Here is an 11,454-nt window from a genome sequence, read left to right as displayed (position 1 = left end):
TTTTATGGTATCTATTTAATCCTCGAAGAGGTAATGCATGTCTCCATTTAGATATAGAATGCCTATGTACAATAGGGTGTAGATTATAAAGAAGATTCCCCCAACAGCAAGGAATATTAGAAATCGAAACAGGAATTGCTTGAAATTCAGTTTGAACAGTCTGATGAGGCAATACGATATGTAGATGGTTTGCAAAGGGAGTATTACTGATAATGAAATGTCATTGTAGTGAATGCCAAAGGCAGCTAAAAATACCATAATAATAGCACCATAAATAGACGATTGGGAAATAAGGTATAAAAATATAACCAGGTGCTCTGTATAGTTAAAGGTCTTGACATTGTAAAACACGATGCGGGATATCAAGGCGTGAACAGGAATGTAGAGCATAAAGAAAAGGGATTGGTACTCCATCATAAAGTCAAAATTCTTCTTTTGAAGTTCTTCTGAGCCTCCATGAAGCAATGCCCCCATTTCAAAGGTTTTAGGGAATATATGGGATAATATATAATATTGAATTCCTAATACGGTCAGGGCAATGGCAAAATAGCTAATAACATCTACATACTTTTTTCTGACTCCATTGATGTAGCCAATAATGACATCTTCTGGAACTTTAAAAAGTGCTATAAAGGTTTGAAGAAACTGATTGTCGTAGTTTAGGAAAGTCTCCGTAAAATATTCTAATAGATTTTTTAAAGTCAGGCGATTTTTTATGACCTTTCCACCACACAGGTTGCAATATAAACTAACCTCAGAAAGCTGTGTATGGCAGTTTTTGCATTCCATGCTTTAGGCCAAATCTCGTTTGAGCATTCCCACTAAATCATCAGGATCCTTAAACATTACAAACTCTCCATTTTTAATATAGGAAATCTGCCCCGTTTCCTCACTCACCACCAAAGCCAAAGCATCGGTTTTTTCCGTGATCCCTATAGCCGCCCTATGGCGTAAACCAAAACGCTGCGGGATGTTTTTTTCATTGTTTACAGGCAAAATAACCCGTGTGGCCTTTACCACATTATTTTCAATAATGATGGCCCCATCGTGCAGCGGGCTATTCTTAAAAAAGATACTTTCAATAATGGGTTGGGTTACGCCAATACTCATGGCATCACCAGTTCCTGTTAAAAAGTCCAGATTATTATTTCGTTCCAAAACGATAAGTGCTCCTGTTTGCGTGGAGCCCATTCTTGTGCAAGCATTTACAATCGCTGTAATATCGGTGTTGGTTTCCACCTCATTTTTGAGGAATTTCATTTTACTGAAAATCTTTCGCTTGCCTCCTAAATTAGTAGAACCTACCATCAACAAAAACTTCCTGATTTCTGGTTGGAAGACGACTATCAAAGCAATAATTCCCACCTTCATAAAGCCATCGAAAATGTTGTGGAGCATTTTCATATTGAGCAAATCCGTTATCTTCCAAACGGAGTAAATAATCATGATCCCAATGAAAATGTTGATGGCTACGGTGCCTTTTACGAGCTTGTAAACATAGTAAAGAAGGATAGCTACCAGAAAGACGTCTATAAAGTCTACAATACTAAAATCCCAAAATTTTAAGTTCTCCAAGGCGTAGGTGTTTTTGTAAATGTAACAAAATAAGATTAATAAATAAATTCTCTGTTGTCTATTGTATCGGGGCTAATTTCAGCGTTTGAAAGTATAGATTTTAAAGAGATGTAGTCCTGAAAAGTATTGTGCTTTTCAATGGCCAAGGTTAGGATTCTTGGAGTGTTTTGTAGTGACAAAGAATCTTCCAGAGTACGTATGAGCTGTTCTAAATTTATATTTAAAACCTCTGTATCTGAACTCAGAATTTCGATATGTTCTGGGTTGTGGAATTTCAGCAAAGACATCTTTTTTGTTGAACTGCTATCAGGTATTGTTGGGGCAATGGTATCGTAAATAACTTCGGTGAATTCCAAAAAGCCCAAGTTTTGGATGCTGGTATCATTACAGGTGAAATAGTTCTTGGCATTTTCATTTTTGTGAAGCTCTGCATTGCGCTTTTTGTCCTGTAAAAGCATGATTTTGGGAATGGCCTGTTCCAAAGTCAATCGCTTGTCTACATTGATCAGCCAATTGGTGGTGCTGATCAAATTTTTACGGTTCAGTTCGATACTGTCGGGCAAAGTTTCATCATAAAATAGGTAAGCGGCAGATACATCATGGATTTTAGTGATGCTGGCATGTTCGATTTCCGGTAACATAACCAGTTTGTCATTGCCACAGGACAAACAGAGCATCAATGCCAATAAGCTGAAATATTTCATTTTGAGATTAAGAGTTTAGTTGATTAAAAAGTTGCACACATTCCATAGCTTCCTTGACATCGTGTACACGCAAAATGGAAGCGCCTTTTTGTAGGGCAATGGTGTTTAAAACCGTTGTGCCGTTTAAAGCGTGTTCTGGAGTGGTGTCCAAAACTTTGTGAATCATCGATTTTCTGGAAATGCCTACCAAAAACGGGATCTCCAAGTTTTTAAAGAGTTCCATGTGTTGTAGTAGCTCGTAATTTTGGGCTAAGGTCTTTGAAAACCCAAATCCCGGATCGGCAATAAGGTCGTGGATGCCCAAAGCTCTTGCGGCAGCCATACGCTCCCCAAAATAGGACAGAATGTCCTTGGTTAGGTTTTCATATTGGGTGTGCTGTTGCATGGTTTGCGGCGTCCCTCTCATATGCATCATGATATATGGCACATGAAGTTTTGCTACGGTAGACAACATGTTCTCATCCAATAGGCCCGCTGAAATATCGTTGACCAAGGCTGCACCTGCTTCAATACAGGCTTTGGCCACTTTGCTCCTAAAGGTATCTATGGAAATTAAGGTCTCAGGAAATTCCTTTAAAATCAATTCCACAATAGGAACACTGCGTTGCAGTTCTTCAGCTTCGGAAACATGCGCGGCATTTGGGCGTGAACTGTATGCCCCTAAGTCGATAAATGTGGCGCCATCCTTGAGCATGGAGGCTACTTTATCCAAAATATCCTTTTCATTTTTGTAGCTGCCACCATCGTAAAAAGAGTCGGGGGTCACGTTTAAAATCCCCATTACTTTTGGGGTTGAAAGCTCTACAAGTTGTCCTTTGCAATTTATGGTCATGGTTTTTAAGGAGGAATGAAGTGTCAAAATTAAGGCGCTTATTTGAGAAAAAAGAAAATCCCAATACATTTTTGGACATCACCCAAACTTTAAACCCTAAACTTTGATGTTTAAAGTTTTTTATGCGAAATTTACGGAAAATTAAATGTATTCAATGCAAGAAACTTCAAAACAATACGATGAAGTCATTGCCACCTGTAGAGCCCTTTTTATCAATAAAATGAAAGATTATGGGAGCGCGTGGCGCATTTTAAGACTTCCTTCCCTAACAGACCAAATTTTTATAAAAGCCCAACGCATTCGCGGATTACAGGAAAACGACGTAAGAAAGATTGACGAAGATGAAACCAGTGAATTCATTGGAATTATCAACTATTGCACCATGGCTTTGATTCAATTGGAGAAGGGTGTGGTTGAAAAACCAGATATGTCTGTTGAGGAAGCCACCAAATTGTATGATGAAAAGATTGCTTTGACTAAACAACTCATGATGGACAAAAACCATGATTATGGTGAGGCTTGGAGAGACATGCGTGTGAGCAGCCTTACGGATTTGATCCTTCAAAAATTACTTCGCGTAAAAGAGATTGAAAACAACAAGGGCAAAACACTGGTGAGTGAGGGGATTGATGCCAATTATCAGGATATGATCAACTACTCGGTATTTGCCATGATTCATTTAACCCAATAAGCTTTTTATGAAATTTATAGTAAACATTTGCCGTCTCTTGGTAGGGGCACTTTTTATTTTTTCAGGATTTATAAAATTGAACGACCCACTTGGGTTTTCCTATAAGCTTCAAGAATACTTTAGCTACGACGTGTTGAACATTCCTTCCTTGGAGCCTTATGCTTTGGGGATTTCGGTGTTCGTTGTGATTTTTGAAGTGGTTTTGGGAGTGTTCCTTTTGGTGGGCTACAAACCTAAATTCACTGTATGGAGTTTGTTGGGCATGATTGTGTTCTTCACATTCTTGACGTTCTACTCAGCTTATTTTGATAAGGTAAAGGACTGTGGTTGTTTTGGGGATGCCATCAAACTAACCCCATGGGAATCCTTTACAAAAGACGTGATTTTGTTGGTGCTGATATTGGTGCTATTCTTCAACGTTAGGTATATCAAGCCAATCTTCAGTAAGTTGGGAGTGACCATGGTATCGCTATTGAGCTTTATTGTGTGTATGTGGTTTGCTTACCATGTGCTGATGCATTTGCCTGCTATCGATTTTAGAGCCTATAGCGTAGGAAGTAATATTCAGGAAAAAATGAGTATTCCAGAAGGCGCTAAAGAACCAGTTATGGAGTGGAAATGGTTGTTCAAGGTGAATGGTGAAGAAAAAGAATTTGTGACCAACGGAAGCTACCCAAGTGTAGACGGGGAATACATCAGTGTTGAAACAACGGTTATTGAACCTGGTTACGAGCCTACTATTTTGGATTTCTCCATAGAGTCGGAAGATGATGACTTCACGGCACATTTTCTTGAAGAAGATCATTTGGTAATGGTGGTAAGCTATAGCTTGGAAAATGCCGAAAAGCAAGGTTTAGACGTTTTGAAAGCGGTTACCGATAAGGCCATTGAAAATGGATATACCGTCATTGGTTTATCGGCTTCGGGAGCTACTGTAAAGGAAAAGATAAAAACTGACTATAAATTAGATTTCGATTTTTATTTATGTGATGAAAAGGTGTTGAAAACCATCGTACGTTCCAATCCGGGAGTGTTGGTATTGGAGAAAGGTACCATCATGCAGAAAGTACATTGGAACGATGTTGATGATTTAGACCTTCCTAAAGTTGCTCGCAAACCAGAGCCTAAGGTTGAAAAAGTAGAGGAGCACATTGTGTATTTTATCAATGATGAACGTGCTACCAAAGAGGCTGTAGAGGCTTTGGATTCTACTATGATCCAACAAATGGAAGTTATCAAGGACAGCACTTTGTTAAAAGAACTTGAGTTGGAAGCTGATGAGCAAGCCACAGGAGCTATAAAAGTGACCCTTAAAGACAACTAGCTGCTTGGTCAATTATCTGTTAAATAAAATATGGTATGCGCTGCTCACTTTGTTTGGAGTGGTGACCGTCATTTTCTTTTTATTTAATGTATTGCCAGGCGATCCTGCCCAAATGATGTTGGGGCAAAATGAAGATAGTAAGCAATTGGCGGCCGTTAAGGCAAAATATGGTTTTGACAAACCAATTTCCACCCAATATGCTTACTATTTAAACGATTTGTCACCGGTGTCTTTCCATTCTACAAACCCTGAGGATTATACTTTTTTAAGGCCTGGGAAATACTCTGCGATGACACTTTTTGAAGTTGGGAAGACCAATGTTGTTTTAAAACTACCTTATTTACGGGAGTCCTTTACCAAACAGGGGAAAGAGGTCAGTCAAGTGATTGCTGAGACGCTTCCCAATACGTTTGTATTGGCTATTTCATCCATAATCATCGCCATTGGTGTGGGGATATTTTTAGGAATCGTTTCAGCACTTTGCAAAGATCAATGGCTGGACAAAATCATTCAGGTGTTGAGTACTTTGGGAATGAGTGTGCCTTCTTTTTTCAGTGCCATTTTGTTTGCTTGGTTTTTTGGGTTTGTATTGCACAAATACACCCATTTGGAAATGACCGGAAGTCTATATGAAATGGATGATTTTGGGGAAGGTATCCATATTAAATGGAAAAACTTGATATTACCTTCCATTGTATTGGGGATTCGTCCGTTGGCAGTGGTCATTCAGTTGATGCGAAATTCCTTGTTGGAAGTATTTAACCAAGATTATATCAGGACTGCAAGGGCTAAGGGTTTGAGCGAATTTCAAATTATAAAAAAACATGCCCTCAAAAATGCCATGAATCCTGTAGTAACGGCCATTTCCGGTTGGTTTGCCTCCATGTTGGCAGGTGCTGTTTTTGTAGAATATATATTCGGTTGGAACGGTTTGGGAAAGGAAATCGTGAATGCCCTAAACACTTTGGACCTTCCCGTCATTATGGGTTCGGTGCTGATTATTGCCACCCTCTTCGTAATTATTAATATTTTTGTAGATATTATTTATGCTTGGCTCGATCCCAAGATAAAATTGGAATAGGGTCTGGGCAAGAAAACAGGGGTGTTATGAAATCAATAAAAATTTTAGTCCTTCTTCTTTTCGTTTGCATTGGCTGTAAAGCCCAGGAAGTCCCTACTACATTCTCCCAAGCCGCTCTAGAGGATACTTTTACAACGCTTGACGGACAGGAAATCTCTTTTCAGCAGATACTAACAAAATACCAAGGCAAAACCATTTTGATAGATGTTTGGGCCTCATGGTGCAAGGATTGTTTACAAGGCTTGCCAAAGGTGAAAAGTTTGCAGGAACAGGAAAAAAATGTGGTTTACTTATTTTTATCATTGGATAGGTCTATCGAATCCTGGAAATTTGCACTAGAAAAATATGGGATAGCTGGAGAGCATTATTATATGCAATCCGGAAGAAAGGGGGATTTTGGCAGTTTTGCCAATCTGGATTGGATTCCTAGATATATGGTGGTGTCACCAGAAGGGACTATTAGCCTGTTTCGTGCAGTAAAAGCTGACGACCCCATGATTATTGAAGCATTAAAATAAAAACAAAAGTTTAATTAATAAAAGTCCTTCAGCAGAAGGTGAGCATTAAAATGAGAAAACATATTGTAGCAGGAAACTGGAAAATGAACAATGATTTGTCCATGACAGAAACATTGATTTCTGAACTGAAAAAACAAACGATTACATCGGATGCTGAAGTGATGATTGCTCCAGTATTTACCAACCTTTGGCCTGCTTACCAAGCCTTGAAGGACAGCGATATTGAAGTGATTGCCCAAAACATGCATTTTGCGGAAAGTGGTGCCTACACAGGAGAGGTAAGTGCGAGTATGTTAAAAAGTGTGGGGGTAAAAACGGTGATTTTAGGTCATAGCGAGCGTAGAGAATACTTTAACGAAACAGATGAGCTATTGGCCAAAAAGGTAGATGCAGCCTTGGCAAACGATATGCGTGTTATTTTCTGTTTTGGTGAAGAGTTGGCAGAAAGAAAGGCAGGAAAAGAACAAGAGGTTGTAGGTTCTCAAATTGCTAATGCATTGTTCCATTTGGATGCTTCGGCTTTTGAACATATTGTTTTGGCCTATGAGCCTGTTTGGGCCATTGGTACAGGAGAAACCGCCTCCCCGGAGCAAGCACAGGATATGCATGCGTTTATCAGAAAGACTTTGGCCGACAAATATGGTGCTGAGGTTGCCGATGAAGTTTCTATTTTATACGGAGGAAGTGTAAAACCTGCGAATGCCCAGGAAATTTTCTCTAAACCAGACGTTGATGGTGGATTGATTGGAGGCGCTTCGTTAAACGCCGATGATTTCTTTGCTATTGTAAATGCGTTTTAAGTCCTAGGCTTTCAAACATAAAATAGTAATCCCATAGTCGAAATTTTGGCTATGGGATTTTTTTATGAAAACGTTAAAAAGTGTGGTGGCTATTCTAGGTTTCCTAAATTTGCAAAAATTTTAACTATGTCTGAAATATACATTGGGTATGAATTCAAGGTAGAACCGTTAAACCCGGGTACCGAAATTTTAATTGCAGAACTGGGCTATGCCGGTTTTGAAAGTTTTGTGGAAACCGAAGAAGGCGTGACTGCCTATATCCAAAAGGAAGAATGGAATGAAAACATCCTTGAGGATATTCAGATTTTGGATTCAGAAGAATTTCAGATAAGTTATACGTTTGAAGAAATAGAGCAGACCAACTGGAACCAGGAATGGGAAAAGAACTTCAGTCCTATTGTAGTAGACGATCGTTGTGCGGTAAGAGCGCCTTTCCACGATAAATTCAATACGGAATACGATATCGTCATTGAACCTAAAATGAGTTTTGGTACTGGGCATCATGAAACCACGCACATGATGATTCAGCATCTTTTAAAGAATGATGTGAAGGACAAATCGGTGTTGGATATGGGCTGCGGTACAGGTGTTTTGGCTATTTTGGCAGAAATGAAAGGCGCACATCCTATTGATGCCATCGACATTGACAATTGGTGCTACCTAAACAGTTTGGAGAATGTAGAGCGTAATAATTGCGAACACATCACCGTTTACGAAGGCGATGCCCAATTGTTGGAAGGCAAACATTATGATGTGATTATTGCCAACATCAACCGCAATATCCTGCTGAACGACCTAAAATATTACAGCAAATGTTTGAACCAAGGAGGGAGCTTATTTTTGAGTGGTTTTTATAAAGATGACATTGAAGCCATTGAAAAAGAGTGTGCTGCCCATGGTTTGAAGTGCGTGGATATTTTGGAAAAAAACCATTGGGTTGCTTTAAAATTCTTAAATTAGAGACAATTTAGTCTTATTATCAATATATTACGTTTTTTGAGATTATGAGTGTAAGAGAAAAAACATCGGAAGATTTACTGTATGCAGAAGAAGTCCTAAAACAAAATGAGATAGTATTGTACAATGACGATGTCAATACCTTCGACCACGTTATTGAGACGCTTATTTATGCCTGCGACCACACTGCAGAACAAGCTGAACAATGTTCCATTATTGTACATTACAATGGAAAATGCACCGTAAAGACTGGTGATTACGACGATTTATTGCCGCGTTGTTCCAAGATGTTGGAGGCAGGCCTAAGCGCAGAAATTGTATAAGCCTCTTTAGTGAGGCAGTTTGTCTTTAAACTTCCCATAGACATAGGTGCCTAAGATGGCGGCCAAAATCACTATGAGCATTTGAAAAACGCCTGTTCCTACCAAGATATACATTGGTCCAGGACAGGCTCCCGACAATGCCCAGCCCAATCCAAAAATGGAGCCCCCGATGATATAACGCATCAAGCCCTTTTCTTTTTTAGGAACATCCAGCAATTGGCCTGTAATGTTTTTTAGTTTCATTTTTTTGGATACCAAAAGGATCAATACCCCAGTGGTCACAGCACTTCCTATGATGCCGTACATATGGAAGGATTCAAAACGGAACATTTCATAAATACGGTACCAGGATACTGCTTCCGATTTTACCAAAACAATTCCAAACAGGATACCAACCAATAAAAACTTAATATATTTCATCATAATGTGTGTCTAAAAGATTAAAGGAAACAATAGGTGGACCATGATAAGTCCTCCAATAAAAAAGCCTATTACAGCAATTAATGAAGGCAACTGTAAACTGCTTAATCCGGTAATGGCATGCCCAGAAGTGCATCCTCCTGCATAACGGGTACCAAAGCCAACTAGAAAACCTCCAATAATTAAAATGGCCAATCCTTTTACTGAAAATACGGCATCCCAACTAAAAAGCTCCTGAGGCAATAATGATTTGCCAACGTTGTCAAATCCTAGCTCATTTAATTTGGCAACGGTATCAGGATTCAAATCTATATTGGTAGGGGCAGAAAGTAAAAAGTGAGCGATGAAGCCTCCAATGACAGTTCCAATAACCACCACCAAGTTCCATTTTTGCTCTCTCCAGTTAAAATTGAAGAAAGGTACTTTTTTACCCGCACCACCAATGGCACAAAGGGTTCTTAAATTGGATGACATTCCAAATGTTTTACCAAAATACAGTAAAAGGAACATCACGATTGCTATTAAAGGGCCGCTTACATACCAGGGCCAAGGTTGAAGAATATAGTCCATAGAAATTTTTAAAAAAGTTGCAAAAATAAGCTGTTTTTACTTTTTGCAATGTAATATAAGTTACAAAAAGGTTTCGAACTTTATGCTATCGCAGCAGGGGTTGAAAAAAAGTATTTAAAAATATTGGAATAAATTTTGGAAGTTTCTGAATAAATGTTTTATATTTGCACCCACAAAAAAACGGCCTCGTGGCGCAACTGAATAGCGCATCTGATTACGGCTCAGAAGGTTACAGGTTTGAATCCTGTCGAGGTCACTTTTGAAATGGAAATTAGTTCAAGAACCACTTAAGTCTCAAGATTTAGGTGGTTTTCCTTTTTTATAGGGTTTTAATCCTGAATCTTCATTTTAAAAACCTCTTCCCAAAACTTCTTGTCTGTTTTGTCAAAAGGTGCTTCAAAGTAATCCTGGTAATATTTCATAAAGCCTACAGGGGCTCCAATATCCATAAAGTCAATGATTTTTTTGAGGGATTTACCCAGGATTTGCATATCGATGGGGTCGTCAGGGATGGTCTCGTCGTTAAAAGTAAAGTTTGGAGTTAGGTCTGGATATAAATAGCCGTATTCTATAGCAAAATCATATTCCTCCGTAAAGTTATCTAAATTGATTTTGATGTCCTGTTCTGAAAAGTGCTTGTACAGAGACGTATTGATCAAAACATTGTCATGTCTTGAATGGTCCCTGATGACATTAACGTGTTTAATGAAACGTAAAAATAGTTTTGATGGTTTTCTTGGTTTGTCCAAAACAGGAGGTCTTTAAAGATTAAACACTAAAGGTACTAAATTAAAGATGGACGATGTGTTAAGGAAAGTATATCTCTCGTCGATACTGAAATTTTTAGATTATAAAGGTTTGATGGCTCTTGTTGCTATAAAAGCAGGGAAAAAGGCATCCAACTTGTTTTCTCCACCCCAATCGTCTTCGTACATATGGGTTATACAAAAGCCGGATTCCAATTGCCCGCCAATTTGGTCCGTCAAACTATGTCCAAATACTAAAGGGTCGTTGTTTTTTGTCAATGCTTCCAATTTATCGTCTGGTAAGGAGTCTATGTCTGAATAGGGTTGTTTGTAAATAATTTGCAAGTGTTCTTCGTCCAACTGAAATGAAATAGGATTGATGAGCCCTGTCATTAAAACACCATTTGGTTTTAAAATCCGGAAGCATTCCTTCCAAACGGGCAACACGTTTTCTACAAAAAGTATGGAACATGGATTGAAGATCAAGTCGAATGAATTGTCTTCAAAAACGGAAAGATCTTTCATATCGCCTTGAACTGTTTTTATGCCAAGGTTAAATTTATCGCTCAAGGTTTTGTCTTGTAGCAATTGCTTTTCCGAGTTGTCAAAAATTGTAACATTGGCGCCCAAAGCAGCCAGAATAGGGCCTTGTTGCCCGCCACCAGAGGCCAGTCCCAAAATTTTTAAACCCTTCAGATCGGGAAACCAATTGTGGGGAACAGATTTTGTAGGCGTCAACACAACATGCCAGTTGCCGTTTTTGGCAGCCTCCAATGCTTGTTCAGATACGGGGATGGTCCATCGGTCCTTTTTGTCAACATAAGTGTCCCAGGCCGCTTTATTATAGTTTACAATATCCATCTGTTATGCTAATTAGTGTTGTGGCTTTAATAGTTAGTTTCATTGTAGAAAG

The 11,454-nt window shown here is 38.8% G+C and carries 15 protein-coding genes and 1 tRNA gene; 8 read left to right on the top strand and 8 right to left on the bottom strand.

The features are described 5' to 3' along the window. Positions 1 to 15: 15 nt before the first annotated feature. From ZA06_RS00800 to folP, 4 genes are read right to left on the bottom strand one after another with little or no spacing between them, the layout of a single operon-like run. Positions 16 to 789: a DUF3667 domain-containing protein gene (locus tag ZA06_RS00800; protein ID WP_053975515.1), complete on the bottom strand. Its 774-nt coding sequence runs from the start codon at positions 787 to 789 to the stop codon at positions 16 to 18. A 3-nt stretch (positions 790 to 792) separates the two neighbouring features. Beyond that, complete coding sequence (cdaA, locus tag ZA06_RS00795) at positions 793 to 1,575, bottom strand: diadenylate cyclase CdaA (protein WP_053975514.1); 783 nt, start codon at positions 1,573 to 1,575, stop codon at positions 793 to 795. Positions 1,576 to 1,610: 35 nt separating this feature from the next. Then, positions 1,611 to 2,279, bottom strand: a complete 669-nt coding sequence (locus tag ZA06_RS00790; protein WP_053975513.1) for a hypothetical protein — start codon at positions 2,277 to 2,279, stop codon at positions 1,611 to 1,613. Positions 2,280 to 2,286: 7 nt separating this feature from the next. Further along, entirely contained in the window at positions 2,287 to 3,111 is an 825-nt protein-coding gene (folP, locus tag ZA06_RS00785; protein ID WP_053977011.1) for a dihydropteroate synthase, read from the bottom strand. A gap of 154 nt (positions 3,112 to 3,265) precedes the next feature. Between folP and ZA06_RS00780 the strand changes: the two genes are divergently transcribed. From ZA06_RS00780 to ZA06_RS00750, 7 genes are all read left to right on the top strand, one after another. Further along, on the top strand, positions 3,266 to 3,802 hold the full coding sequence (locus tag ZA06_RS00780; RefSeq protein WP_053975512.1) for a DUF1599 domain-containing protein: 537 nt from the start codon (positions 3,266 to 3,268) through the stop codon (positions 3,800 to 3,802). A 7-nt stretch (positions 3,803 to 3,809) separates the two neighbouring features. Next, complete coding sequence (locus tag ZA06_RS00775) at positions 3,810 to 5,126, top strand: BT_3928 family protein (RefSeq protein ID WP_053975511.1); 1,317 nt, start codon at positions 3,810 to 3,812, stop codon at positions 5,124 to 5,126. Positions 5,127 to 5,130: 4 nt separating this feature from the next. After that, positions 5,131 to 6,207 (top strand): ABC transporter permease, encoded by a 1,077-nt coding sequence (locus ZA06_RS00770; protein ID WP_053975510.1) that lies wholly within the window; start codon positions 5,131 to 5,133, stop codon positions 6,205 to 6,207. A 26-nt stretch (positions 6,208 to 6,233) separates the two neighbouring features. Continuing rightward, a complete protein-coding gene (locus ZA06_RS00765; RefSeq protein ID WP_082331968.1) occupies positions 6,234 to 6,725 on the top strand; it encodes a TlpA family protein disulfide reductase in 492 nt (163 codons plus the stop codon). A 50-nt stretch (positions 6,726 to 6,775) separates the two neighbouring features. Then, a complete protein-coding gene (tpiA, locus tag ZA06_RS00760; RefSeq protein ID WP_053975509.1) occupies positions 6,776 to 7,525 on the top strand; it encodes a triose-phosphate isomerase in 750 nt (249 codons plus the stop codon). 126 nt (positions 7,526 to 7,651) lie between these two features. Further along, positions 7,652 to 8,485: a 50S ribosomal protein L11 methyltransferase gene (gene prmA, locus ZA06_RS00755; RefSeq protein ID WP_053977009.1), complete on the top strand. Its 834-nt coding sequence runs from the start codon at positions 7,652 to 7,654 to the stop codon at positions 8,483 to 8,485. A 44-nt stretch (positions 8,486 to 8,529) separates the two neighbouring features. Then, positions 8,530 to 8,805, top strand: a complete 276-nt coding sequence (locus ZA06_RS00750) for an ATP-dependent Clp protease adaptor ClpS (RefSeq protein ID WP_053975508.1) — start codon at positions 8,530 to 8,532, stop codon at positions 8,803 to 8,805. 6 nt (positions 8,806 to 8,811) lie between these two features. Here ZA06_RS00750 and ZA06_RS00745 read toward each other — a convergent pair whose 3' ends face one another. Both ZA06_RS00745 and ZA06_RS00740 read right to left on the bottom strand, forming a co-directional pair. Continuing rightward, complete coding sequence (locus ZA06_RS00745) at positions 8,812 to 9,225, bottom strand: DUF6691 family protein (RefSeq protein WP_053975507.1); 414 nt, start codon at positions 9,223 to 9,225, stop codon at positions 8,812 to 8,814. 12 nt (positions 9,226 to 9,237) lie between these two features. Beyond that, entirely contained in the window at positions 9,238 to 9,795 is a 558-nt protein-coding gene (locus tag ZA06_RS00740) for a YeeE/YedE family protein (RefSeq protein WP_053975506.1), read from the bottom strand. Positions 9,796 to 9,977: 182 nt separating this feature from the next. Between ZA06_RS00740 and ZA06_RS00735 the strand changes: the two genes are divergently transcribed. Continuing rightward, positions 9,978 to 10,051, top strand: a tRNA-Arg gene (locus ZA06_RS00735). A 73-nt stretch (positions 10,052 to 10,124) separates the two neighbouring features. On the opposite strand, the gene ZA06_RS00730 is transcribed toward ZA06_RS00735, so the two are convergent. Both ZA06_RS00730 and ZA06_RS00725 read right to left on the bottom strand, forming a co-directional pair. Further along, the gene (locus tag ZA06_RS00730; protein WP_053975505.1) at positions 10,125 to 10,544 is read right to left on the bottom strand and encodes a hypothetical protein; all 420 of its coding nucleotides are present in this window, start codon (positions 10,542 to 10,544) and stop codon (positions 10,125 to 10,127) included. A gap of 99 nt (positions 10,545 to 10,643) precedes the next feature. Continuing rightward, positions 10,644 to 11,402, bottom strand: a complete 759-nt coding sequence (locus ZA06_RS00725) for a class I SAM-dependent methyltransferase (protein ID WP_053975504.1) — start codon at positions 11,400 to 11,402, stop codon at positions 10,644 to 10,646. Positions 11,403 to 11,454: the final 52 nt, after the last annotated feature.

It is taken from the genome of Mangrovimonas xylaniphaga, from assembly GCF_001280435.1.
Taxonomy (GTDB): domain Bacteria; phylum Bacteroidota; class Bacteroidia; order Flavobacteriales; family Flavobacteriaceae; genus Mangrovimonas_A; species Mangrovimonas_A xylaniphaga.
The sequence above is the reverse complement of the archived record's forward strand: the minus strand, read 5'-3'. Positions and strand labels throughout refer to the sequence as shown.

Excerpts from the sequence above, each read along its gene's own strand:
- ZA06_RS00775 (WP_053975511.1), top strand. The coding sequence starts at position 3,810 with ATGAAATTTATAGTAAACATTTGCCGTCTCTTGGTAGGGGCACTTTTT.
- tpiA (WP_053975509.1), top strand. The coding sequence starts at position 6,776 with ATGAGAAAACATATTGTAGCAGGAAACTGGAAAATGAACAATGATTTG.
- ZA06_RS00745 (WP_053975507.1), bottom strand. The coding sequence starts at position 9,225 with ATGAAATATATTAAGTTTTTATTGGTTGGTATCCTGTTTGGAATTGTT.
- ZA06_RS00750 (WP_053975508.1), top strand. The coding sequence starts at position 8,530 with ATGAGTGTAAGAGAAAAAACATCGGAAGATTTACTGTATGCAGAAGAA.
- prmA (WP_053977009.1), top strand. The coding sequence starts at position 7,652 with ATGTCTGAAATATACATTGGGTATGAATTCAAGGTAGAACCGTTAAAC.
- ZA06_RS00780 (WP_053975512.1), top strand. The coding sequence starts at position 3,266 with ATGCAAGAAACTTCAAAACAATACGATGAAGTCATTGCCACCTGTAGA.
- ZA06_RS00725 (WP_053975504.1), bottom strand. The coding sequence starts at position 11,402 with ATGGATATTGTAAACTATAATAAAGCGGCCTGGGACACTTATGTTGAC.
- ZA06_RS00765 (WP_082331968.1), top strand. The coding sequence starts at position 6,234 with ATGAAATCAATAAAAATTTTAGTCCTTCTTCTTTTCGTTTGCATTGGC.
- ZA06_RS00740 (WP_053975506.1), bottom strand. The coding sequence starts at position 9,795 with ATGGACTATATTCTTCAACCTTGGCCCTGGTATGTAAGCGGCCCTTTA.
- ZA06_RS00790 (WP_053975513.1), bottom strand. The coding sequence starts at position 2,279 with ATGAAATATTTCAGCTTATTGGCATTGATGCTCTGTTTGTCCTGTGGC.
- ZA06_RS00800 (WP_053975515.1), bottom strand. The coding sequence starts at position 789 with ATGGAATGCAAAAACTGCCATACACAGCTTTCTGAGGTTAGTTTATAT.
- folP (WP_053977011.1), bottom strand. The coding sequence starts at position 3,111 with ATGACCATAAATTGCAAAGGACAACTTGTAGAGCTTTCAACCCCAAAA.